Annotated in this window: 26 protein-coding genes; 5 read left to right on the forward strand and 21 right to left on the reverse strand. The window is 43.7% G+C overall.

Features of this window, described 5'->3' with window-relative positions; all coding sequences use genetic code 11:
• Positions 1–109 precede the first annotated feature (109 nt).
• The gene (locus MAMP_RS01280) at positions 110–436 is read left to right on the forward strand and encodes a DUF1820 family protein (RefSeq protein ID WP_007144154.1); all 327 of its coding nucleotides are present in this window, start codon (positions 110–112) and stop codon (positions 434–436) included.
• Positions 437–592: 156 nt separating this feature from the next.
• On the opposite strand, the gene MAMP_RS01285 is transcribed toward MAMP_RS01280, so the two are convergent.
• The 18 genes from MAMP_RS01285 to mnmG all read right to left on the reverse strand — a co-directional run bounded on the left by MAMP_RS01285 (position 593) and on the right by mnmG (position 18,020).
• Positions 593–1,444, reverse strand: a complete 852-nt coding sequence (locus MAMP_RS01285; protein ID WP_007144155.1) for an AraC family transcriptional regulator — start codon at positions 1,442–1,444, stop codon at positions 593–595.
• A 74-nt stretch (positions 1,445–1,518) separates the two neighbouring features.
• Positions 1,519–1,725, reverse strand: a complete 207-nt coding sequence (locus MAMP_RS16005) for a hypothetical protein (protein ID WP_139031819.1) — start codon at positions 1,723–1,725, stop codon at positions 1,519–1,521.
• A 515-nt stretch (positions 1,726–2,240) separates the two neighbouring features.
• Entirely contained in the window at positions 2,241–3,110 is an 870-nt protein-coding gene (locus tag MAMP_RS01290; protein ID WP_139031820.1) for an FRG domain-containing protein, read from the reverse strand.
• A complete protein-coding gene (gene glmU / locus MAMP_RS01295; RefSeq protein WP_007144159.1) occupies positions 3,080–4,447 on the reverse strand; it encodes a bifunctional UDP-N-acetylglucosamine diphosphorylase/glucosamine-1-phosphate N-acetyltransferase GlmU in 1,368 nt (455 codons plus the stop codon). The genes MAMP_RS01290 and glmU overlap by 31 nt, the downstream gene beginning before the upstream one ends.
• 101 nt (positions 4,448–4,548) lie before the next feature.
• Positions 4,549–4,977 carry a F0F1 ATP synthase subunit epsilon gene (locus MAMP_RS01300; RefSeq protein ID WP_007144160.1) on the reverse strand — a complete coding sequence of 143 codons (429 nt, stop codon included), beginning with the start codon at positions 4,975–4,977 and terminating at the stop codon, positions 4,549–4,551.
• Between the two features lie 17 nt (positions 4,978–4,994).
• Entirely contained in the window at positions 4,995–6,371 is a 1,377-nt protein-coding gene (gene atpD / locus MAMP_RS01305) for a F0F1 ATP synthase subunit beta (RefSeq protein ID WP_007144161.1), read from the reverse strand.
• A gap of 30 nt (positions 6,372–6,401) precedes the next feature.
• A complete protein-coding gene (gene atpG, locus MAMP_RS01310) occupies positions 6,402–7,268 on the reverse strand; it encodes a F0F1 ATP synthase subunit gamma (protein WP_007144162.1) in 867 nt (288 codons plus the stop codon).
• Positions 7,269–7,282: 14 nt separating this feature from the next.
• A complete protein-coding gene (atpA, locus tag MAMP_RS01315) occupies positions 7,283–8,824 on the reverse strand; it encodes a F0F1 ATP synthase subunit alpha (protein ID WP_007144163.1) in 1,542 nt (513 codons plus the stop codon).
• A 26-nt stretch (positions 8,825–8,850) separates the two neighbouring features.
• Positions 8,851–9,384, reverse strand: coding sequence for a F0F1 ATP synthase subunit delta (locus tag MAMP_RS01320; RefSeq protein WP_007144164.1), 534 nt, complete (start codon positions 9,382–9,384; stop codon positions 8,851–8,853).
• Between the two features lie 12 nt (positions 9,385–9,396).
• Positions 9,397–9,867 carry a F0F1 ATP synthase subunit B gene (locus tag MAMP_RS01325; protein ID WP_007144165.1) on the reverse strand — a complete coding sequence of 157 codons (471 nt, stop codon included), beginning with the start codon at positions 9,865–9,867 and terminating at the stop codon, positions 9,397–9,399.
• Positions 9,868–9,907: 40 nt separating this feature from the next.
• Entirely contained in the window at positions 9,908–10,141 is a 234-nt protein-coding gene (atpE, locus tag MAMP_RS01330) for a F0F1 ATP synthase subunit C (RefSeq protein WP_007144166.1), read from the reverse strand.
• Positions 10,142–10,198: 57 nt separating this feature from the next.
• The gene (gene atpB, locus MAMP_RS01335; RefSeq protein WP_007144167.1) at positions 10,199–11,101 is read right to left on the reverse strand and encodes a F0F1 ATP synthase subunit A; all 903 of its coding nucleotides are present in this window, start codon (positions 11,099–11,101) and stop codon (positions 10,199–10,201) included.
• Positions 11,102–11,108: 7 nt separating this feature from the next.
• Complete coding sequence (locus tag MAMP_RS01340) at positions 11,109–11,483, reverse strand: ATP synthase subunit I (RefSeq protein WP_007144168.1); 375 nt, start codon at positions 11,481–11,483, stop codon at positions 11,109–11,111.
• A gap of 209 nt (positions 11,484–11,692) precedes the next feature.
• Entirely contained in the window at positions 11,693–13,552 is a 1,860-nt protein-coding gene (locus MAMP_RS01345; protein ID WP_007144169.1) for a methyl-accepting chemotaxis protein, read from the reverse strand.
• A 294-nt stretch (positions 13,553–13,846) separates the two neighbouring features.
• A complete protein-coding gene (locus MAMP_RS01350) occupies positions 13,847–14,707 on the reverse strand; it encodes a ParB/RepB/Spo0J family partition protein (RefSeq protein WP_007144170.1) in 861 nt (286 codons plus the stop codon).
• Positions 14,708–14,722: 15 nt separating this feature from the next.
• Entirely contained in the window at positions 14,723–15,499 is a 777-nt protein-coding gene (locus MAMP_RS01355; RefSeq protein ID WP_007144171.1) for a ParA family protein, read from the reverse strand.
• A gap of 8 nt (positions 15,500–15,507) precedes the next feature.
• Positions 15,508–16,137 carry a 16S rRNA (guanine(527)-N(7))-methyltransferase RsmG gene (rsmG, locus tag MAMP_RS01360; protein ID WP_007144172.1) on the reverse strand — a complete coding sequence of 210 codons (630 nt, stop codon included), beginning with the start codon at positions 16,135–16,137 and terminating at the stop codon, positions 15,508–15,510.
• Complete coding sequence (gene mnmG / locus MAMP_RS01365) at positions 16,137–18,020, reverse strand: tRNA uridine-5-carboxymethylaminomethyl(34) synthesis enzyme MnmG (RefSeq protein ID WP_007144173.1); 1,884 nt, start codon at positions 18,018–18,020, stop codon at positions 16,137–16,139. The genes rsmG and mnmG overlap by 1 nt, the downstream gene beginning before the upstream one ends.
• Before the next feature lie 102 nt (positions 18,021–18,122).
• On the opposite strand from mnmG, the gene MAMP_RS01370 reads away from it, so the two are divergent.
• Complete coding sequence (locus MAMP_RS01370; RefSeq protein WP_007144174.1) at positions 18,123–18,476, forward strand: diacylglycerol kinase; 354 nt, start codon at positions 18,123–18,125, stop codon at positions 18,474–18,476.
• On the opposite strand, the gene lgt is transcribed toward MAMP_RS01370, so the two are convergent.
• The gene (gene lgt, locus MAMP_RS01375; protein WP_007144175.1) at positions 18,463–19,245 is read right to left on the reverse strand and encodes a prolipoprotein diacylglyceryl transferase; all 783 of its coding nucleotides are present in this window, start codon (positions 19,243–19,245) and stop codon (positions 18,463–18,465) included. The two genes, MAMP_RS01370 and lgt, sit on opposite strands and share 14 nt — an antisense overlap.
• A 297-nt stretch (positions 19,246–19,542) precedes the next feature.
• Here lgt and MAMP_RS01380 point away from each other — a divergent pair, with 297 nt between their 5' ends.
• From MAMP_RS01380 to MAMP_RS01390, 3 genes are all read left to right on the forward strand, one after another.
• The gene (locus MAMP_RS01380) at positions 19,543–20,283 is read left to right on the forward strand and encodes a TorF family putative porin (RefSeq protein WP_007144176.1); all 741 of its coding nucleotides are present in this window, start codon (positions 19,543–19,545) and stop codon (positions 20,281–20,283) included.
• A gap of 62 nt (positions 20,284–20,345) precedes the next feature.
• A complete protein-coding gene (locus MAMP_RS01385) occupies positions 20,346–20,684 on the forward strand; it encodes a P-II family nitrogen regulator (protein ID WP_007144177.1) in 339 nt (112 codons plus the stop codon).
• Between the two features lie 18 nt (positions 20,685–20,702).
• Entirely contained in the window at positions 20,703–21,974 is a 1,272-nt protein-coding gene (locus MAMP_RS01390) for an ammonium transporter (protein WP_007144178.1), read from the forward strand.
• A gap of 80 nt (positions 21,975–22,054) precedes the next feature.
• Here the strand turns inward: MAMP_RS01390 and hemE are convergent, their stop codons facing one another.
• Positions 22,055–23,119 carry a uroporphyrinogen decarboxylase gene (hemE, locus tag MAMP_RS01395; RefSeq protein ID WP_040576316.1) on the reverse strand — a complete coding sequence of 355 codons (1,065 nt, stop codon included), beginning with the start codon at positions 23,117–23,119 and terminating at the stop codon, positions 22,055–22,057.
• Positions 23,120–23,240: 121 nt separating this feature from the next.
• Positions 23,241–24,644: an FAD-dependent oxidoreductase gene (locus tag MAMP_RS01400; protein ID WP_007144180.1), complete on the reverse strand. Its 1,404-nt coding sequence runs from the start codon at positions 24,642–24,644 to the stop codon at positions 23,241–23,243.
• Positions 24,645–24,656: the final 12 nt, after the last annotated feature.

The following is a 24,656-nucleotide window of genomic DNA, read 5'->3' on the forward strand; positions in this document are numbered from 1 at the left end:
ACCACACTTGAAAACCTCATCATTAACCCCATTTAACTCTCACCCAACTGAAACAAACACTTTCCACTAATATCAGTAAATAATAGCCACAAAGCTAAACGAAGAAACCATGAGCAAACAAGAACTCTTATATCGTGTCGAATTTATTCAAGCCGGCCAACGTTACGAACTCTACGCACGCGAACTCAGCCAAGGCGGTTTATTTGGTTTTATCGAGATAGGTGACTTCGTGTGGGATACCCACACCTCGGTAGTATTAGATCCCAGCCACGAAAAACTCAAAGACGAATTTGCTGATGTGACTCGTACCTATATTCCCATGCATGCGGTATTAAGAATTGATTCGGTGACAAAAAAAGGTTTAGCCAAGATCACCGAATTTGATGGCAAAGTGACTCACTTTCCCAGTCCGATTTATACGCCAACCAATAAATAGAATGACTTAAAAAGTAGGTTGGGTTGAACCTATGAAACCCAACAAACCCTGCGTCTTGATATATGTTGGGTTTCGTACCTCTTCCCCACCTACAAGGGGCATGAACGGGGAAGAAGATTCGATTTTTCTCCCCGTCTATTACCGTTAAAAATGCCTTTATTTCAAAGGTAAATAAATATCCGTAATCAACTCATGCTCATCTACTTCTGGGAACATATTGATATAGTGAAAAAACACTGGGAAATCACGTAGCTCTTCATCTGTTTCCGGTAACCACTGACCATAGAGATAATAAATCGGTGTATCAATATCATCCCGTGATCCCAAATGTCTGACTCTGGCACATCGCCCAGCCGGAATCGTTTTTGTTATTAGACCTTGTTCATTTTCTGGAATATCAGCCAGTACAGAACCACAAAGGTCAAACTCAAATTCATCAGCACTGACAACATTGGGATCGTTATATGGCACACCATATGTGTCACTGGTCTTTACCGGTGATAAACCACTCTGCTTACGCCAATCAATAAACGTTTTAATCGACTCATTCAGCAGATTAGGAGAACCACGGTGCTCCAATACTGCTACTTTTATTTCCACAAACTCTACCACTTCAACATTCATCATCATTTGCCTCTCAATTCTGGTTAATTTAATCAGTTCATTCCAAATGTCCCACTTGGGCATTTGTTTGAATTGAGAAGGACTCTGCTGGCAGTAGTTTTTGAATGCACGCGAAAATGATTCTGGACTTTCAAAACCGGCTTGTAAGGCGATATCAATCACACGTAACTTGGGCTCAAACACTAACTGATAAGCCGCACGCTTTAATCGTGAAATCTGAATGTATTTAGCGACATTAATGCCCACAAAATCAGCAAACTGACGGTGAAAGTGATACCTAGAGAAATATGTAACCTGACTGAGCTTATCAAGAGATAAATCATCATCAAGATGTGACTGAATATAATCACACACCTTTATCATTCTGTTTGCATACACACTCATGCTTTACCGGCCTCCCCAATTCGAGAGACAGTATCGTGTTTTTTTAGATGCATAACCTGACCATAATTGCTCTTTTATGTAGGTTGGGTTGAGGAACGAAACCCAACATAGATCAAGACACAGGATTTGTTGGGTTTCTCAGGTTCAACCCAACCTACGCGAGTTAATGCTGTCATTATTTCGCCTTGATGGCGAGTCAGGGAAATATTCGCCATTCCCTGTGACTCAACTGCAAGCAGGTTGCTTCGCAATTCAAAATCGTTCCCGAAGATTTTGTGCATGCCCATTTCCCTAACAACCCTAGGGCACCCCACAGTGCTGGCCTGCGGCTCCACTCGTCATAACATTGATTCAGGCGGTCGGCTAAAACTCGCTTCGCTCACAAATTTGTCTGGAACAAATTTGGACGCCGAAGGCGCCCAAAGGGTGAGTGGCATGGATGCCACGAATCAAACACTAACCAGCCGTTACCCAGACAAAGCTGCGCTACTCGTCAGCACAAACGGGGAAATAGGGATCGCTTTTCGTCCCGTCTATTGCCGCTGAAAATTCGCTGTATTTTATGGATTAAGTGGACACGTGTTTGAGCGTAGCGAGTTGGTGTCCACGCCATAAAATACAGTGAATTTTTAGAGATAAGGCAATATCGGGTGCCTTTTTCTTTGGTTCGTTTCTTTTGGGCAAACAAAAGAAATGAACGCCCTGCGGCAGCATGTGATTTTAAATCAAGAAACTACCCGTTGGGTTTCGTTCCTCAACCCAACCTACCGTGCTAAATATTTAACTTTGAGGAAGATTACTTTTGAAGAAACCTTTTATCTGCGAGAGTCTTGATCAAAGACTCTTCACTTTGAAAGAGTGTAAAGTGATTAATATTAAAATCATTTAGATTCTTTAACATTTCACTCCTCAAACTGCCAGGAATAACGATCTTAATCAGTACATCCTGTTCAATAATGCTCGGTCGCTGAGTTTGATTATCAAAAACTGATTCATGAGAGCAAAAATAATGTCTTTCTCTCTCATAATCCCATTGCGTTGCGACTGTATACCAAGCCTTTTGAGCGAAATGCCTTTTATGAGTTCTAACAAATGGGCCTTGTAACGTTATTTTTGGTTTACTTCCCAATCCACCCTTTACACCATGCGGCCTCTCTATATAACAATATATTGCTGCTGGCTCAGTACATCGTTCAATCAATGCAAAGTATGCCGCAATGAATGGTGATTCTGACCAATCTAAAAGAGGCGATGGGTAACCATGATGTCTTAGATATACCAGATACTCATATGCTGGTATATCTACTTTAAAATGATCAATATTGTCATTTAGGTCTTTTTGGAGTTCTTCATGAGTCGGCAACTTCCAATTTTTTTCTGTAAATGCTTCTATTTCATGTGACTGCTGAATAGCACCAAAAACATAATCAAATACATGAAACTGTTTTTTCGTGGCTCTTTCGAGAGTTGTTTCTAACTTCCAGTTAGTGTTTGCCTGACCTCGAAACAAAATAAGATTATTACGTTCGTATCTTTTTCCGTTATCTAGTTCTTTTATTGTCTTCGAATAAATACTACGAACTTCATCTATAGCTTTTAGAAAGCCTTTCCATGTTCGTATATGTTTAGTAATCATTATGATTTCTTCTTCACCGGCCTCTGCCACCCACTAACCGTCTTCTGCTTAGACACCGTCAAAGTTAAAGCCTCCGAAGGAGCATCCTTCCGAATCGTAGACCCAGCCCCAATAGTCGCCCCATCCTCAACAACAACAGGCGCTACCAACTGCGTATCCGACCCCACAAACACCCGATCCCCAATCACTGTACGGTGTTTATTTGCTCCATCATAATTACAAGTAATGGTACCGGCACCGATATTCACATCGGCGCCCATATCGGTATCACCAATATAACTTAAATGATTGATTTTAGAACCTAATCCGATATTAGCGTTTTTAATTTCAACAAAGTTGCCGACTTTGGCTTTAGCAGCTAAACGGCTACCCGGACGTAAACGGGCATAAGGACCTACCGAACAGTTAGCCCCCACTTCGGCATTCTCAATAATGCTATTAGGCAGAATTTCAGCCCCTTCATGAATGATGCTGTTGATGATGATGCAGTTGGCGCCGATAGTGACATCATTTGCCAGCGTATTATTGCCTTCGAAAATCACATTCACATCAACGGTAATATCTTGTCCAACCGTCAGTTCACCACGAATATCAACACGAGCGGGATCACGCATGGTGACACCTGCCATCATTAGTTCTGTGGCTTTTTTCTGCTGGTAATAACTTTCCAGTTCGGCCAGTTGTACACGGTTGTTTACACCAGCCACTTCCTGCTCGTCTTCACAGGTGATGGAGTCGATCTCCATGCCTTGTTCTACCGCTTTAGCAATCAGGTCGGTAAGGTAATATTCGCCTTGAGCGTTATTGTTATCGAGTTGAGATAAAGCCCCGTTTAACCATTTTGCTGGAATACACATAATGCCGGTATTCACTTCGTTGATTTCACGCGTTTCTTCGTTGGCGTCTTTTTCTTCGGTGATCATCAGCATACGTCCGGTGACATCACGCACGATGCGGCCGTATCCTGTTGGATCATCCAATACCGTGGTCAACACTTTGAGTGTATTAGCATCACCTTCATGAATTAGTGCCTCAAGGGTGTCTTTTTCAATGAGAGGTACATCACCATATAACACCAGGACTTGGTCACTCTCCTGATAAAAGGCTTTGGCCTGCTCAACAGCATGGCCTGTTCCCTTTTGCTCTAGCTGCATAGCGGTATCAATACCTTGTTGCTGCAGATAAGGCACGACGTCATCTGCACCACTGCCACAGACCACAGCAAGTTGGCTGGGATTGAGTTGTTTGGCGGTATCAATCACATGTTGGAGTAAAGGTTTGTTAGCGAGTGTGTGCATGACTTTCGGTTTAGCCGATTTCATGCGAGTGCCTTTACCGGCAGCGAGGATGATAATGCTCAGGCTCATAGGGTGTTCCATATTGGTGATAATGGGGTTAAGTTTAGCAGACAATAGATAAAAAAAAGGCCGTCACGAAGACAGCCTTTTTTATTTTTTACAGTGAAAGACTAACGTCCTTTACTGTTCGATCTCAATCGTTCGATTGCACGCAGTTGCGCCATTGCTTCAGCCAGTTCTTTCTGAGCTTCTGCAAAGTCACGTTTCGCTGAGCCGTCATTGATGGCTTTTTCTGCATCAGCTTTCGCTTGTAATGCAGCGGCTTCATCAACGTCAGCCGCACGTAATGCGGAGTCAGCCAACACAGTTACAACGTGTGGTTGAACTTCCAGCATGCCGCCAGAAACGTAGTACTGCTCTTCTTCGCCGTTGTCTTTTAAGACACGAACTTCACCTGGTTTAAGGCGAGTCAGCATAGGTGTGTGACGTGGGTAAATACCCACTTCACCCAACACAGCTGATGCAAAGACAGCTTGTGCCAGACCTGAAAAGATCTGTTTCTCTGCGCTTACGATATCAACATGGATAGTCATAGCCATGTTTACCTCCCAGGGGATTAGTACTTCTTAGCTTTCTCGACAGCTTCTTCGATGCTACCTACCATGTAGAACGCTTGTTCTGGTAGTGAATCGTAGTCGCCATTCAGAATGCCTTGGAAGCCAGCAATCGTGTCTTTCAGAGAGACGTATTTACCAGGTGCACCAGTAAAGACTTCTGCTACGAAGAACGGTTGTGACAAGAAACGCTGAATCTTACGAGCACGTGCTACTGTCAATTTATCTTCTTCTGACAGTTCGTCCATACCCAGAATCGCGATGATGTCTTTCAGTTCTTTATAACGTTGCAATGTACCTTGAACGCCACGAGCCACGTTATAGTGTTCGTTACCCACCACTAATGGATCTAGCTGACGTGAAGTTGAATCTAACGGATCGATTGCTGGGTAGATACCTAATTCAGCAATTGAACGTGACAATACAACAGTCGCGTCTAAGTGAGCGAAGGTCGTTGCTGGTGATGGGTCAGTCAAGTCATCCGCAGGTACGTATACCGCTTGGATAGAAGTGATAGAACCTGTCTTAGTTGACGTAATACGTTCTTGCAGAACACCCATTTCTTCAGCCAGTGTTGGTTGGTAACCTACCGCAGAAGGCATACGACCTAACAACGCTGATACTTCAGTACCGGCCAATGTGTAACGGTAGATGTTATCAACGAAGAACAGTACGTCACGGCCTTCATCACGGAAAAATTCCGCCATCGTCAGACCAGTCAACGCAACACGCAGACGGTTACCAGGTGGCTCATTCATCTGACCGTAAACCAGTGATACTTTGTCGATAACGTTTGAATCTGTCATTTCATGATAGAAGTCGTTACCTTCACGAGTACGTTCACCTACACCCGCGAATACTGAGTAACCGCTGTGCTCGATCGCGATGTTACGAATCAGTTCCATCATGTTAACGGTTTTACCTACACCGGCACCACCGAACAGACCAACTTTACCACCTTTAGCGAATGGGCAAACCAGGTCGATAACTTTGATACCTGTTTCCAGTAATTCATTACTGGCTGCTAATTCGTCAAATGACGGTGCTTTACGATGGATACCCCAACGCTCTTCTTCACCGATGTCGCCTTTTTCGTCAATAGGATTACCTAAGACGTCCATGATACGACCTAATGTTTTTTTACCAACCGGTACGCTAATCGCTTTACCTGTGTTGGAAACTGCTAAATCACGCTTCAGACCATCTGTTGTACCCATGGCAATTGCGCGAACAACACCGTCACCTAGTTGTTGTTGAACTTCCAGCGTTAAGCCAGCTTCTTCAACCAGGAGGGCGTCATATACTTTAGGCAGGCTGTCACGTGGGAATTCCACGTCGACGACCGCGCCGATAATTTGAACAATCTTTCCAGAGCTCATCTCGCTTCCTCTTAATATCTTCTATATCAGTTATACCGCAGCGGCACCTGCAACAATCTCGGAGATCTCTTGCGTAATCGCAGCTTGTCGAGCTTTGTTGTAAACCAATTGCAAGTCATCAATAAGATCACCTGCATTGTCGCTCGCATTTTTCATTGCGATCATTCGAGAGGCTTGCTCACAGGCAATATTCTCGACAACACCTTGGTAAACTAATGATTCGATGTAACGAACGAGCAGGTCGTCAAGTACATCTTTTGCATCAGGTTCGTAAATGTAATCCCAGTGATGGGAAAGCTCTTCGCTCGGCTTCTCAGGCTTGGCCGGTAACAACCGTACAATTTTGTTGTCCTGAGTCATGGTGTTCACGAACTCATTGTATACAAAATACAGGCTGTCGATCTGGCCTTCGTTATAAGCATCCAGCATTACCTTAACAGTACCAATCAGCTCATGCGCTTGTGGCGCATCACCTAATTGCACTTTCTGACTGACAAGGTTGACGGGCAGTCTTTTAAAGAACGTCGATGCTTTCTGGCCAATAGCACAGACATCGACTTCCATACCTGCATCTAACTTCGCTTTGATATCTTTCAAAACGGATTTAAACAGGTTGTTATTCAGACCGCCACATAGCCCGCGATCAGACGAAACCACAATATATCCAACACGTTTCGTTTCTGCACGGTCCTGTAAGTACGGATGTTTGTACTCTGGATGTGCAAACGCTAAATGCTGAATAACGTTGTAAATCTTGTCTGCATAGGGACGTGTCGCTGCCATGCGATCTTGAGCCTTACGCATTTTACTCGCAGCAACCATCTCCATTGCAGAAGTAATTTTCTGCGTATTTTTGATGCTGCCAATTTGAGTCCGTATCTCTTTACCGCTAGCCATGACTTATGCTCCGATTACCAGCTACCAGTTTTTTTAAAGCTCTCAATTGCAGTTTTCATTTGCGCTGCAATATCGTCATTAAAGTTACCGGTTTCGTTAATAGTTGCCATCAAGTCAGCTTGGTTTGAATGCATATTAGCTAATAAAGCAGCTTCGAAATCGCCAACTTTATTCACTTCAACGTCATCCAGGAAACCTTCGTTAGCTGCGAACAGCGATACCGCCATTTCAGCCACTGACAGAGGTTGATATTGTTTCTGTTTCATCAGTTCAGTAACACGTTGACCACGATTGATTTGTGAACGTGTTGCTTCATCAAGATCAGATGCGAACTGAGCAAACGCTGCCAATTCACGATACTGAGCTAAGTCAAGACGGATACCGCCACCCAGCTTCTTGATGATTTTAGTCTGAGCTGCACCACCAACACGAGATACCGACAGACCCGCGTTAATCGCAGGACGGATACCTGAGTTGAACAAGTCAGTTTCAAGGAAGATCTGACCGTCAGTAATCGAAATAACGTTAGTCGGTACGAACGCAGATACGTCACCCGCTTGTGTTTCGATGATAGGCAATGCAGTTAATGAACCTGTTTTACCTTTAACAGCACCGTTAGTTTCTTTTTCAACGTAGTCTGCGTTAACACGAGCAGCACGTTCTAACAGGCGTGAGTGAAGGTAGAAAACGTCACCAGGATAAGCTTCACGACCAGGTGGACGACGTAACAACAGAGATACCTGACGGTATGCCCATGCTTGTTTAGTTAAGTCATCATAAATGATCAGAGCATCTTCACCTTTATCACGGAAGTACTCACCCATCGAGCAACCGGCATAAGGTGCAATAAATTGCAACGCAGCAGAGTCTGATGCAGAGGCAGCAACGATGATGGTGTGATCTAAGGCACCGTGTTCTTCTAATTTACGAACAACGTTAGCAATAGAAGACGCTTTTTGACCAACAGCCACGTAGATACATTTAACGCCTGTACCTTTTTGGTTGATGATGGTGTCGATAGCAATCGCTGTTTTACCAGTTTGACGGTCACCGATAATCAGCTCACGCTGGCCACGACCGACTGGAATCATAGAGTCAACTGATTTCAAACCAGTTTGGATGGGTTGATCAACCGATTGACGAGCGATAACGCCAGGCGCTACTTTCTCAATTGGAGAAGAGCTTTCTGCGTTGATATCACCTTTACCATCAATTGGTTTACCTAGTGAGTCAACAACACGACCTAACAGTGCTTCGCCTGTTGGTACTTCAAGAATACGACCAGTACATTTAACTTTGTCGCCTTCTGAAATGTGTTGGTAAGCACCCAGAATAACGGCACCTACTGAGTCACGCTCAAGGTTAAGGGCCATACCAAACGTGTTACCTGGGAATTCAAGCATTTCCCCTGACATCACATCTGCTAAGCCATGAATACGAACGATACCGTCGGTAACACCGACTACGGTACCTTCTGTACGCGCTTCAGTGGCCCCTTCAAAGCTTTCGATACGCTTTTTGATCAGGTCACTGATTTCTGCTGAATTCAGTTGCATCTCTGTTTCCTCTATAAACGGGCCGCTTATGTAATAGCGTTGGCCAGTCTGTTCAGTTTACCCACGGCAGAACCGTCGATTACCATATCGCCTGCTCGAATAATTGCACCACCCAGTAAGCTTTCATCAATGGTTGTGTTTAATGTAATGTCACGGCCTAGACGTGCTTTCAGAGCGGCAGAAATTTTAGCGGCCTGCTCTTCCGTCAAAGGACGTGCTGAAATTACATCAGCGGTCATTAATTTTTCAGCTTCTTCACGTAATGCTTCGAAGAGAACGGTAATATCTGTCAGTAATAACAGACGGTTATTTTCTGCCAACAACAACAGAAAGTTGCGTGCATCGGCTGTCATTGCATCGCCAGCAATCTCTGCCAACAAATCAACAGCCTGCTCGTCACTTACTGCAGGGCTAGTGATAATGGATTGCATTTCTGGTTCTAAAACACATTGTGCTAAAACCGCAAGCAGGTCAGACCACGCCTTCAACTCGCCTTTTTCCTGCGCGATAGAAAATACCGCGTTGGCATAGGGACGAGCGATGGTTATTGCTTCTGCCATCCTAACATTCCTCTAGATTTGGCTAACCAATTCGTCAAGCAAATCGGTGTGTGCCTTTTCATCAATTTCACGGCCGACAATTTTACTGGCACCAGCCAGCGCAATACTGCCAACTTGTGACTTCAACTCGTCACGAGCACGGTTTGCTTCCTGTTCAATCTCAGCTTTCGCCGCCGTCAGGATTCGCTCACCTTCAACACGGGCATTGTCTTTTGACTCGTCCACGATTTGATTACCACGTTTAGTTGCTTGAGCAACGATTTCATTCGCTTGCTCTTTCGCTTCGTGGATCACTTGCTGTGCACGTTTTTCAGCCAACTCTTGCTCATGTCTACCACGCTCTGCAGCTGCCAGACCGTCAGCAATTTTCTTTTTACGCTCTTCAAGCGCTTGCATGATAGGTGGCCATACATACTTCATGCAGAAGGCAATGAAGATCGCAAAAGCGATCATCTGGCCTATGATGGTTGCATTGATATTCATGCCTGTACCTCTAATTTATCGCTAATGGGAAGTTATAATCTTAACCAGCCACTGCGAACAGAACGTACATAGCCAAACCAACAGCAATCATAGGTACCGCGTCAACCAGACCAGCAACCAGGAAGAACTGTGTACGTAACATTGGAACTAATTCAGGTTGGCGAGCAGCAGCTTCTAAGAAACGACCACCTAATAAACCAACACCAATAGCCGCACCCAGTGCGCCCAAGCCGATCATTAAAGCACCAGCAATATAAACTAAACCCATATCCATTTTTTTCTCCTACAAAAAGTAAAGACTAAAAACAAAAAGTTAAAAACCCAACAAACATCAATGATGTTCTTGATGTGCCATATCCAGATAAACCGTTGTCAGCACCATAAAGATAAATGCCTGTAACGTGATAATCAGAATATGGAAAATCGCCCAGCCGATCTGTAACAGACCAGCAAAAGATCCCATCACAATACCTGCGCTATACATAGTCGCAATCAGGATGAATACCATTTCACCGGCATACATATTGCCGAACAGTCGTAAACCTAACGAGAATGGTTTTGACAATAATGTAACGGTTTCCAGAATCAAGTTAATTGGCAACGCCCATTTACCAAAAGGCTGGAAGGCTAATTCACCCAGGAAACCACCTGTACCCTTAATCTTAAAGCTGTAGAACAGCATTAAGGCAAAGACTAATAACGCCATGCCTAATGTGGCATTTGGATCAGTTGAAGGTACGATTTTGAAGAACACATGATGCGGATCCGCACCAAACATTGCTGCAGCACCTTGAGCCACCGCCATTGGAATCAAATCAACAGGCAGTAAGTCCATTAAGTTCATCAGGAATATCCAGACGAAGATGGTGAGTGCAAGAGGAGCTACAAGGTTATTTTTACCACCGGAGAAAGACCCTCTCACAGTGTCATCGATGAAGTCGATAATCATTTCAGCAAAGTTTTGCATGCCGGTAGGGATACCAGCAGAAGCTTTTTTAGCAGCGCTGCGGAAGAACCACATCATCAGAGCGCCTAATAGGAGAGACATAAACATCGTATCGACGTTAATTGCCCAGAATCCCATTTTAGCGGCTTCTTCTGCCGAGGTAGCAAAGCCCCAGTCGCCGTTCGGAGCCCAAACGCCAGGCTCAATTTGTACTTGTTTCTGACCAAACGTCAGATTTTGAAGGTGATGCTTGATGTATTCTGATGTAGTAATTGTTTCACTAGCCATGTCGGTTTCAAGCCCGGTTAGTATGTCCCATAAACAACATCATCTGTGTCGCTGTAAAGCCAAGCATCAACGCTACAATATTCATCTCTAACAAAATAATGCCAGTGGTAAACATTACAATCGTATTCAGCCAGCGTTCAGCTACACATCTGTATGCTCTACTTAAATTTCTCTCGGCATCTGCTCTTGCAGTCTCCACTGCTCGCAGGATATGCCAAATCATCAAGAGCGTATTGATGATTGCAATGATGCTGCCAAAACCAGCCGCAATTGCGCTCTCAAAACCACTTGACCAAGAGGCGAAAAGTACAACTAGTGCCCACATGGCAACCTGCCACCACACAACACGTTTGAGTGGTTGCAATCTAGTTAACTGTTCCATTTTTTCCACTTGGATTTAGTCTTTGCGTTAAGCAAATCATGGCATTATATAGACGTATACTTAGCCGGGTCAACGACAATTATCGACTTCAATACGATATTCACTACTCATGTCAGGATACAGAATCCTGACTATTGGAACTAAGTTCTCAACTTAGATCATCGGCTATCCTAGCTATATCTTAATCTGTACTCAGATTGATCCATTCTCTAGGCAACTTCCTGTGTTAGTCTCGTTGGTAAAGCCAGTCCTTTCGGGGACAGTTTAAATTTCTCACAATGTGCCAGATAAAGTTTTTTCAGTTCTTCTTCACCCATCAGATTGCCAGCTTCATCACGATAACTGATATTCCCAGCCACGGGCTCACCCTGCCATCTTTTTTCAATGGCTGTACGCTCACTTTGTGTTTTGAACCAAGTAATAAACTCATTGGCTTTTGCCAGTAAACGATAGCTTGATGCCCAGGCATTAACTGCCATCGTATAGTAATAAGGCTGTTCCGCAATATTGCCAGGAATAATTTCAATCTTGTTATACCATGGACTGGCCGGGTTTTTACTGGCCCAGTGATAAATTGGCAGATCGACGCCAAACGCATCTACAACACCATCAGCAAGACAGTGATGTATTCTGGACTGATCGGAATAAGCGATTAAATTCTCCAACATCACCTTTCCATCAGGTTTATTTTCATTACTGCTCCAACGCACTCCTCTATGCTCTAATAAATCGAATGCCGCCGGGTCATTAATGATGCCTAATACTTTACCGTCTAAGTCATTAACACCATTGATTCGCTTATCCCCTTTTCTTCTTGCTAACACCCAGTGAAGATAAGTATAGGCTTCTGAATAAGCCACATTGTCGTACTCGGCTGATGGCGGCAATGCACTAATAACAATATCTGCCGGCGGTTCACCAAATTTCTTACCTGCTGTGAGTAATTCGGTGCACATGTCCCACGGTGCTTCGATAAATTCGCACTCTACCCCGAGATAACTAGCAAATGCTTTAGCATAATCTATATCCAAGCCCTCAAGTGGTCCGCCTAATTTCTCGCGAAAAGATAAACCAACAAAATTGGGTTCAACAGCAACGCGTAATTTTCCACGATTCAAAATATCATCCAGCTGATCGTGGGCGGCATCAGGCACCAGATACAATTTTTTTAAGGTATTATCAAAAGCCCCTATCGCTTTGTCGATATTGGCATTCTGAATATCGATCTCATCCAAACCAGAACTCATCTCTTCCACAACATCATTAATGATGCGGTTTTTACCCTTTATACGCTCCATGGAACCCGAGCTTAAATCCAGCGTTTCAAAAATGACGGCCGTGTTATTCATGACAAGTCGGAGTTGATCACTGATCGATTGGAATAGCTGCGTTAATTGTGCCGTAGCAGCTTGTATGACCTCGACGAAATTGTCGAGCCGTTGCTTATTGGTCTGGCTGATATTTTGTAATTCATCGTTGACCACTGTGAAATCAAGCTGTTTAGCTGCTTGCTGAGCCTGTTCCATGGTCACAGAAGCAAGTCGTCTTACTTCATCGGCCACAACCGCAAACCCCCTGCCATGTTCTCCCGCCCTGGCAGCTTCAATCGCTGCGTTTAAGGCTAGCAAATTAACGCCTTTTCCGATTTCTAAAATACCGTCTAACACGTCGGTAACATTATGAGATTTTTCGGCAAGCGTCTGACTGATCTGCTCCATCGCTTCACTAACCGAGGTGTTTACCTCTTTTACTTCAACATCAATTTGTGACTGTAAAGCACCTACCGTTGAATTTGAGCTGTTTAGATAATCATTTGCCATATTCAGTTCAGCATCGAGCTTGCTTGTTCGCTGACTGATTTCAGATAAAAAGTTGTCTTGTACTTCCAAAGCACGAAAAATCTGGCGTGATAATTGGGATGTTTGGGAGCTGACTAACTGCAAAGCTCGGTAGAACCGTTTTTCATCTTCACTAAAAGCCACCTCTTCAACAGGGACTTCCATCACTTGTGTATCATATAGTGACTGTTTAGAAACAGGATTGCTAAGAATTCTTCTTAATAAACTCATTGGCTAAAATTCCAAATACATAGGCATATATTTGGTTTATGCAATAGCCAGTCCAATCTCTGGTTATATTTTCTAGACTTTGAAAATAGCTAATAACGATCAGTTAAACCATAAAAAGTAAGCGCACACTCACATTTAAGCCTCTACGATTCAATGGATTTATATATGAATCTTTTTTTGAGGATGAAGTTGTATTTAACAAGACTTATTGCTCGTCAACCGTGGTTAACGCACCACAGGAATGCAAAGTTTCATTTTTGTGCATTTATTCTGTAAATTCTGAAAACAAATCCATTATGCCCCAATCTGCTTCATCAGATTTTTTAACTCATCAATGTTGGCATAATCAAAGACAAGCTTACCTTTACCATTAGCTCGATGTTTTATGCTAATTCCTTTGCCTAACTTATTGACAATTCGCTTTTCTAGCTCTTCGATATCCGCTTGCACGACAGCTGGCTCAGCTTTTTTCTCTGGTGAAGGCTTTAGAATGCGTCTGATCAGCTGTTCTGTTTCTCTGACAGACAGTACCTTTTCCACAATTTGCTTAGCCGCTTCTGATTGAACAGTACCTTCAAGCCCTAGCAAGGCTCGGGCATGGCCCATCTCAATATCGCCATTTTCCAGCATACGTTTAACATCATCATTCAGATTACGTAGTCGCAATAAATTAGTCACCGTAGCACGAGACTTACCAACCGCTTCAGCCGCCTGCTGATGGGTCATTTCAAACTCTTCACGTAAACGGAATAAGGCATTAGCTTCTTCCATCGGGTTGAGGTTTTCACGCTGAATATTTTCAATCAAGGCCATGGCAATGGCACTTCTGTCAGAAACGTCACGAATTAATACCGGTACTTCCACAAGCCCCGCCATTCTGGATGCTCGCCAACGGCGTTCACCAGCCACTATTTCATATTTACCTTCACCGATAGGGCGAACAACAATTGGCTGAACCAGTCCTTGGGCACGGATAGAGTCGGCCAGTTCTTCCAGAGACTCTTGAGACATATCAATACGTGGCTGATATTTGCCCGGCTGAATCATATCAAGAGGAAAATGTTGCAAACTATCATCTAGATTTGCGTTTTCTTCCTGATGAACATCCGCAAGCAAGGCATCTAGCCCTCGTCCCAAACCTCTTTTTTTACTCATTCTCTATCAACCTTGTCATTTAGCACTTTGCTTTTGTCGTCGCATAAATTCACTGGCTAGCGCCATGTAAGCAATCGACCCTCTAGAGGCCCGGTCATAATTCAATACAGGTAATCCATAACTCGGCGCTTCAGCTAACCTGACGTTTCTTGGAATAATCGAGTGAAAAACCTTTGCGTCAAAATGGCTAATCAATTGCCGAGAAACCTCATTGGCAAGATTATTCCGAGCATCAAACATGGTTCTTAATAATCCGGTGACTTCCAGATTGGGGTTGGCTCGCTGTTTTACCCGTTCAATCGTTTTCAGTAATGACGATAAACCTTCAAGTGCATAATATTCGCATTGAATCGGAATCAAAACACCCTGTGCTGCAACCAACGCATTGACGGTAAGCATACTCAATGAGGGCGGACAGTCAATCAGAATGTAATCATATTTATCACGTGTTGACTCAAGCGCAAGACGTAAACGATGCTCTCGCAGCTTAATCTCCAGTAACTCGACCTCAGCCGCCGTTAAATCAGCGTTGGTTGGCATGACATCAAAGCCAATCTCATCGGGTCGAATAATGGCATCAACTGCCCGCGCCTCAGCCATAATCACTTCATAACTGCTGTTTTCTATCTGATTTTTATCCAGCCCGCATCCTGTTGTCGCATTTCCCTGCGGGTCAAGATCAATGAGCAAGACTTTTTTACCATAATCGGCCAGTGACGCTGCCAGATTAACTGTTGTGGTCGTTTTACCCACTCCCCCTTTCTGGTTGGTCACCGCAAAGATATCGCCCATACTTAGTCTTAGTCCTTGATAAGTCTTACTAAATGTCTTTCACCATCACACTCAGGCACGTTTAAAGATATGACATCGTGCAAATGAAAGTCTGTAGATTCAAATGCTAATTCTTCTTCTGGGTAAGTGCCTTTCATCAGCACTAATTTGCCACCCTCCTCACAATGACAACCGGCAAGCTGAATGATGTCATCAATACTGGCAAATGCCCGAGCCGTGATAATAGCAAATTTAGGTAAAGATACCTGTTCTACACGCCCATGCACAACCGTGACATTATCTAAGGCAAGTTCTGCTTTGACTTGTTGTAAAAAACGCGTTTTTTTTGAGTTACTATCAAGTAAGGTGACCCGCGTTTGCGGTTGGCAGATAGCAACGGGCACACCAGGTAAGCCTCCACCGGTACCTACATCTAATAATGATATTGATGTGATATAGGGCAATACTGAGAGACTATCGATAATATGACGGGCCATCATTTGCTCAGGCTCGCGAATGGATGTCAGGTTGTATACCTTGTTCCATTTATGTAACAACATCACGTAAGCGACAAGTTTCTGGCATTGTTCGTCGGCTAACGTTAGCCCAAGTAACTCACATCCACGCTTTAACTGGTTTAATAGACTTTGCTCAAGCATTAACTCGCTTCGCTCATTCCGCTACGCTTTAAATGCACTAATAATAGTGAGACGGCGGCGGGCGTCACACCTGAAATTCGTGCAGCCTGACCTAAATTTCCTGGCCTTGCCTGTTCTAGTTTCTCACGAACTTCATTAGACAAACCACGAACGTTTTTATAGTCCATATCCAGTGGCAATTCTGTGTTCTCATGGCGTTGCAAACGTTCGATCTCATTTTGCTGACGATCAATGTAACCCGAATATTTAGCCTGAATCACCACCTGCTCAGCCACATCATCAGCAATATCTTGCTCTTCACCCATCAAATCAAGCAGTCCTGCATAATCAACTTTCGGGCGTCGCAGTAATTCTTTTGCTGAAGCAACTTTATTCAGTTTCTCACCTAAGACTTGTTCAGCTCTTTCTTGATCCACTTTTTCCGGTACAAACTTGTAACTGTCCAGACGGGCATTTTCTTTGGCGACAGCATCCTGCTTCTCATTGAATACCGCCCAGCGCTCGTCATCTACCAACCCAAGTTGACGGGCAATTGGTGTCAGGCGAATATCCGCATTGTCTTCGCGAAGCATTAAACGATATTCAGCGCGGCTGGTGAACATGCGATATGGCTCGCGGGTACCAGAGGTAATTAAATCATCAATAAGTACGCCCATATAGGCTTCATCACGACGCGGATACCACTGTTCTTCACCACGCGCTTGTAAACCCGCATTGAGACCAGCAATCAGACCTTGTGCCCCAGCTTCTTCATAACCCGTTGTACCATTAATCTGACCAGCAAAAAATAATCCAGCCATGTGTTTGGTTTCTAACCAGGGATGCAGATCACGTGGATCAAAAAAGTCATACTCAATCGCATAACCTGGTCTGGTAATGTGCGCATTTTCCAAACCTTTCATAGAACGGACAATTTCATATTGCACATCAAACGGCAGGCTTGTTGATATGCCGTTGGGATAGACTTCACCACATTCCAGACCTTCTGGCTCCAGGAAAATCTGATGGGACTGACGATCAGCAAAACGAACGACTTTATCTTCAATTGAAGGACAGTAACGTGGACCAATACCTTCAATTTCACCGCTATACATCGGGGAGCGGTCCAGATTATTTCTGATCACATCATGAGTTCGCTCATTGGTGTGAGTAATAAAGCACGAGATTTGGCGAGGATGATGCTCAGTTTTACCTAAGAAAGAAAAAACAGGGGTCGGTGTATCACCGGGTTGCTCGGTCAGTTCTGAGAAATTAATACTGTTGATATCAATACGTGGTGGTGTACCGGTTTTTAAGCGATCAACTCTAAAAGGTAAAGCACGCAGGCGTTGGGATAAAGCAATAGAAGCAGGATCGCCAGCGCGACCACCTTGATGATGTTGTAAGCCAATATGAATTAAACCGCCAAGGAAGGTACCCACCGTTAACACAACGGCTTTAGCTGAGAAACGTAAACCCGCTTGTGTCACGACACCAACAACTCGATCATTTTCCACAACAAGATCATCGACTGGTTGCTGGAATATATATAGGTTGGGTTGATTTTCCAGGTAAGCCCGCACTGCCGCTTTATAACGAATACGATCGGCCTGAGCACGTGTCGCTCTTACTGCTGGCCCCTTGCTGGAGTTCAATGTACGAAATTGAATACCCGCTCTGTCAGCGGCTTTTGCCATAATCCCGCCCATGGCATCAATTTCTTTGACCAGATGACCTTTACCAATGCCACCGATTGCTGGATTACAACTCATTTGCCCCAGTGTCTCGATGTTTTGCGTCAATAGTAGTGTCTTCACACCTTGACGTGCAGACGCTAAAGCCGCTTCAGTCCCGGCATGACCACCGCCAACAACGATGACCTCGTAATGATCCTGGAAACTCATATCACACCAACAATCTAAAAAATAAAGAGGGTAATTTTAACATGCTGTTAATAATGTTTGCCTATAATTCAAACGTTTATCTTACAAACCACTGAGGACATTATGGAAAAAAACCGTGGCATTAAGCGCTTACTCTTCGCTCTGGTCTACTCATGGCAAGGTCTCATCTCAGCCTTGAAACACGAAGAGGCCTTTCGTCAGGAGTTTTTTGCGTTTGTTTTTTTAACCGCTATCAGCTTTTATCTTGATGTCACAGCGGTCGAACGGTTACTGATGATTTCCAGTGTTGTTTTAGTGATGATCGTTGAAGTATTGAACTCGGCCATTGAAACTGTTGTTGATCGTGTCAGTACAGATAAACACAAATTATCTGGCCGAGCTAAAGACTATGGTTCTTTTGCTGTGTTAATGACCATCTTGATTGCTACTGCTACCTGGCTGACTATTTTGCTTTAGCACCCATTCTATAAGATGCCACCATTAATAAGATGCCAAACACAATCATCGGTAAACAGAGAATTTGGCCCATCGTTAACCAGTCAAACGCTAAATAGCCATACTGAGCATCAGGAATACGAACAAACTCGATGATAAAGCGGAAAAATCCATATCCCAGCAAGAACAAACCAGAAACCGCCGCTTTCGGTCTCGGTTTAGAAGAGAACCACCATAAAATGATAAACAACAAGACACCTTCTAATGCCGCTTCATAAAGCTGTGAAGGATGTCTTGGTAATGGCCCTGCACCTGGAAAAATCATGGCCCAGGGTACATCACTGACTTTTCCCCATAATTCACCATTAATAAAGTTACCAATGCGACCGAACATCAAACCGATCGGTACCATCGGTGCAATAAAATCACTGATCTCAAAAAAAGATTTCCCGGTTTTTCTACCAAACCACCAAAAAGCTGTCAGCACACCCAGTAAACCACCATGGAACGACATACCGCCCTGCCAGATTTTGAATAGATTCAGTGGGTTTTCCAGGTTAGTCTGCAAGTCATAAAAAATGGCATAGCCTAAACGACCACCAATAATGACACCGACCGCACCATAAAAAAGTAAGTCTTCTAATTGTTGTCGGGTCCAGTCTGTTTTATTTACACGGTAAAGACCTAGCAACCACACAAACAAAAAACCAAATAGATACATCAACCCATACCAATGAATGTGCAGAGGGCCAATGCTTAAGGCGATAGGATCAATTTGGGGATACGTCATCTGTGTCACTCTATATAAAGTACAGCAATCATACCAATTCAGTGCATTTAACGCGAAAGATAAAATCTTATCTGCACCATTTTGGACAAAGCGTCAAATTTATCGCACCAAATTGATCACAATCATCTGGTTAATGCTATCCGTTGACCATCTATATCTCTGTTTTATATAAAATTTGTAAAGTTGGCACACATTCTGCTCTTGTTGTTGTAGTCTGAATACAAAGTGTTGCAAAAGACCAACGCATGGATTCAAAAAAGACTAATAAACATTTTAAAACCGAGGAGTAACACCATAATGAAATTACGTACAATTTCGGCTCTTACACTAGCAGCGACATCATTATTTGCTGCATCATCAGCAATGGCTTGGGAAAGTGAAGACGGTCAGCACTCAACCAGTGCTAGCGTTACATTAACAACAGACTACATTTTCCGTGGTATTTCATTAACAGACGAAGATCCAGCTATCCAAGGTAGTTTTGATTACGCACACTCATCAGGTCTGTATGCTGGTACTTGGGCATCAAATATCAGTGACAGTGCTGATAGCAATATTGAAATTGACCTTTATGCTGGTTTCGCTAATGAGTTTGGTGACACTGGTATTGGCTACGATGTATCAGTTCTTCGTTACACTTATCCTGGTCAAAATAGTAATGACGAACTTGATTACACAGAATACTTAGGTTCTCTTTCATACAGCTACTTCACTGCAATGATTGGTTACACAAACAATATTCAAGGTGGTGATGGTAAAGATGCTGATGAAATCTACTACAACCTTGCGTTTGATTATGAACTTCCATACGGCTTCGGCTTAAATGCTGCAATTGGTTACACTGACTCTGATCGTAATGATTATGACAGCACTTTATCTGACAGCTACATGGACTACACAATCGGATTATCAAAATCATTTATTGGTCTTGACTGGTCTGTAGCTTATGTTGGTACAAACAGCGATGGTGAAGACTTTGAATTAGGTGATGGAACATCTGACGATCGCTTCGTAGCTAGCGTTAGCGCATCATTCTAAACTTCTCACAGCTACCCCCTCGATGTTGAGGGGGTAGATTTTCTACAGAAGGAAATACGCTTATGAAACAAGTTGTAGCAATTATTAAGCCCTTCAAGCTTGATGATGTCAGAGAGTCTCTCTCAGAAATCGGTGTACAAGGATTAACCGTTTCAGAGGTAAAAGGTTTTGGACGTCAAAAAGGCCACACCGAACTTTATCGTGGTGCTGAGTATGTCGTTGATTTCTTACCTAAGTTGAAATTGGAAATCGCCGTCGATGACGATATCGTCGAACAAGTGATTGAAGCCATTATCAAAGGCGCCAACACTGGCAAAATTGGTGACGGTAAAATCTTTGTTTATCCATTAGAGCAAGTGGTCCGTATTCGCACAGGCGAAACCGGTCCTGATGCACTGTAAGCTTGGGGAGAAAATAATATGGAAAATCAAATTTTCGAACTCCAATATGCCATGGATACCTTTTACTTCTTAGTAATGGGTGCTCTTGTCATGTGGATGGCCGCTGGTTTCTCAATGTTAGAAGCCGGTCTGGTTCGCGCAAAAAATACGACTGAAATCTTAACCAAAAACGTGATGTTGTTTGCTATTGCCTGCACAGCTTATCTGGTTATTGGTTATGACATCATGTACGGCGGCGGTATCTTCCTTGCTGGGATTGATGGCGGTGACACATTAGTTGCAGATGCCTTGGCATCTTCTGCTGAAAATGGTTTTGATGGTGGTTCTGTTTACTCAGCTGCTTCAGACTTTTTCTTCCAAGTTGTTTTCGTTGCAACTGCGATGTCTATCGTCTCTGGTGCGGTTGCTGAACGTATGAAGCTGTGGGCATTTGCTGGCTTTGCGATCGTCATGACTGCGTTTATCTACCCAATGGAAGGTTCTTGGACATGGGGTGGTAACGATGTCTTAGGTATGTACAACCTTGGTGACCTTGGTTTCTTAGACTTTGCCGGTTCAGGTATCGTGCATATGGCTGGTGCTGCTGCAGCTCTTGCAGGTGTATTGTTACTTGGTGCTCGTAAAGGCAAATACGGCCCTAACGGCGAAATTAACCCAATTCCAGGTGCTAACTTACCAATGGCAACATTAGGTACATTCATTTTATGGATGGGTTGGTTCGGCTTTAACGGTGGTTCAGTTTTAAAACTAGGTGATATTGCCAGTGCCAACTCTGTTGCCATGGTATTCCTGAATACCAATGCTGCTGCAGCTGGTGGTGTTATCGCTGCCCTTATTGTGGCTAAAATCATGTTCGGTAAAGCCGACTTAACTATGATTCTTAATGGTGCATTAGCAGGTCTTGTTGCTATCACTGCAGGTCCTGATACTCCATCACCATTAATGGCGACTATCATCGGTGCTATCGGCGGTATCATCGTTGTCTTCTCAATCGTCTTCTTAGACAAACTGAAAATCGACGATCCTGTTGGTGCGATCTCTGTTCACGGTACCGTTGGTCTGTGGGGTCTGTTAGCAGTGCCTTTAACAAACAGTGATGCTTCATTCTCTGGTCAGTTGATTGGTGCAGCAACTATCTTTGTCTGGGTATTTGTTACCAGCTTGATCGTCTGGGGTATCCTAAAAGCTGTGATGGGTCTGCGTGTCTCTGAAGAAGAAGAGTACGAAGGCGTTGACTACGTTGAATGTGGTATGGAAGCGTACCCAGAGTTTACTAACACTGGCAAATAAGCCACTTAGGCAAACTCAATAAATAAAAAGGGCAAGTATTCATTACTTGCCCTTTTTTATTTTTGTGATATCAATAATAGCTACTGATGGTACTTTTCACTTAATCGATGTACAGAATCAACGAGTCTTGCCATATTCTCTGGGTTCACCGATGGGTGAATACCATGACCAAGGTTAAATACATGGCCTGTTCCGTTACCATAAGCTTCAAGAATCGTACTCACTTCTTGTTCAACACGATCGGGTGATGCATATAAAACGCATGGGTCCATATTGCCTTGTAACGTCACCTTATCACCGACACGCTGTCTTGCTGAACGAATATCTGTCGTCCAATCCAGTCCTAATCCATTCACACCGGTCTCAGCCATCCATTCCAGCCATTGGCCACCACCTTTGGTAAACAGGGTCACAGGAACTTCTCGCCCTTCAGATTCTTTAATCAAACCATTAACGATTTTGTCCATATAAGCTAATGAGAATGCTTTGTAATTCTCAGGACTTAATGTGCCGCCCCAGGTATCAAATAACATAATAGCTTGAGCACCCGCTTTAATTTGAGCGTTTAAATAGTCAATAACCGACTCAGCCAATACATTTAGTAAAGCATGCATTTGATCTGGTGCATCAAACATCATGCCTTTTACTTTTGCAAAGTCTTTACTGCTTCCACCTTCCACCATATAACACGCCAGAGTCCAAGGGCTGCCACTAAAACCGATAAGTGGTACTTTGCCATCGAGTTCTTTTCTGGTCAGACGTATCGCATCCATCACATAGCCAAGAGAATCTTCCATATCAGGTACTGCAAGATTAGCTATATCCTGTGCATTTTGAATTGTTTTAGAAAACTTTGGCCCTTCACCCGTGACAAAATGCAGTCCTAGACCCATCGCGTCAGGTACAGTTAAGATATCTGAAAAGATGATAGCGGCATCAAGGTCATAGCGTCTAAGTGGTTGTAAGGTAACTTCACAAGCCAATTCAGGGGTAGAACAAAGCGTCATAAAATTGCCCGCTTTTTGTCTGACTTCACAGTATTCAGGCAAATAACGACCCGCCTGACGCATGACCCAGACCGGGGTTTTGTCTACCGGTTGCTTTAGTAATGCCCTGAGATAACGATCGTTTTTTAGACTGCTCACAATTGACTCCTGAATAGCTGGACCTGTTTTTAAGAATGATAGATATAAAAAAGGCTTCATCATACAGGAAGCCCTATCCCTGTATGAAAAAGCTTTATTGTTTAATGATGTAGATCAGTGATTATACGTCTAAGAAATCCAGAATACCTTCTGCTGCCTGTCGACCTTCCCACACCGCAGTAACAACCAGATCAGATCCACGTACCATATCACCACCGGCAAAAATCTTTGGGTTAGTTGTTTGGTACTTAATGGCTGCTTCAGCCGGTGCCACAACACGGCCGCCGTCATCAATCGAAATATTAAATTTCTCAAACCATGGTGCCGGGCTTGGACGGAAGCCAAACGCAATAACAACGGCATCAGCAGGAATAATTTCTTCACTACCAGGCACGGGTTCAGGACGACGACGACCACGTTCATCAGCTTCGCCTAAAGCAGTTGTAACAACTTTTACGCCTTCTACTTTACCATTACCAACAATTTCTACCGGCTGACGATTCCATAAAAACTGAACGCCTTCTTCACGTGCATTGTTTACTTCTCGGCGTGAACCCGGCATATTTTCTTCGTCACGACGGTAGGCACAAGTCACACTGGCAGCATCTTGACGGATAGAGGTACGGTTACAGTCCATCGCTGTATCACCACCACCTAATACAACCACACGTTTGCCTTCCATTGATACATAGTCATCGGAAGGAAGACCTAACAGGTGCTTATTGTTCGCGACTAAGAAAGGCAGTGCTTCGTAAACGCCGGGCAAGTCTTCCCCTGGAAAACCGCCTTTCATGTAGGTATATGTTCCCATTCCCAGGAATACGGCATCGTATTCATCAATTAAGGATTGAAAATCAACATCTTTACCGACTTCTGTGTTTAAGCGGAATTCAACGCCCATGCCTTCGAGTACTTCACGGCGACGCTTCACAACTTGCTTTTCCAACTTAAACTCTGGAATACCAAAGGTCAGCAAACCACCGATTTCTGGGTAACGGTCAAACACAACGGGTTTGACACCATTACGTACCAGTACGTCAGCAGCCCCCAAACCAGCTGGGCCAGCACCGATGACGGCAACACGCTTACCAGTATCTGTCACATTAGACATATCTGGACGCCAGCCTTGCTCAAGCGCAGTATCGGTGATGTATTTTTCTACAGAACCGATAGTCACCGCACCAAAACCATCATTTAATGTACATGCACCTTCGCACAGACGGTCTTGCGGACATACCCTGCCGCAGATCTCCGGCAAGGTGTTAGTCGCATGAGATAGCTCAGCAGCTTCTTCTAAATTGCCTTCACTAACCAATTTCAACCAGTTAGGAATATAGTTGTGAACAGGACATTTCCATTCACAGTAAGGATTACCACACTCTAAACAGCGGTCTGCTTGTTCTGCTGAAGAATCGGAGTCAAAACTGCCATAAATTTCGCCAAATTGTTTGATCCGAACGTCAGCATCAAGCTTCTTTGGGTCAAAACGCCCCACATCTAAAAACTGAAATGTATTTTTTGCCATAATTATTATCTT

The organism is Methylophaga thalassica MP, from assembly GCF_000214595.1.
Classification (GTDB): Bacteria; Pseudomonadota; Gammaproteobacteria; order Nitrosococcales; family Methylophagaceae; genus Methylophaga; species Methylophaga thalassica.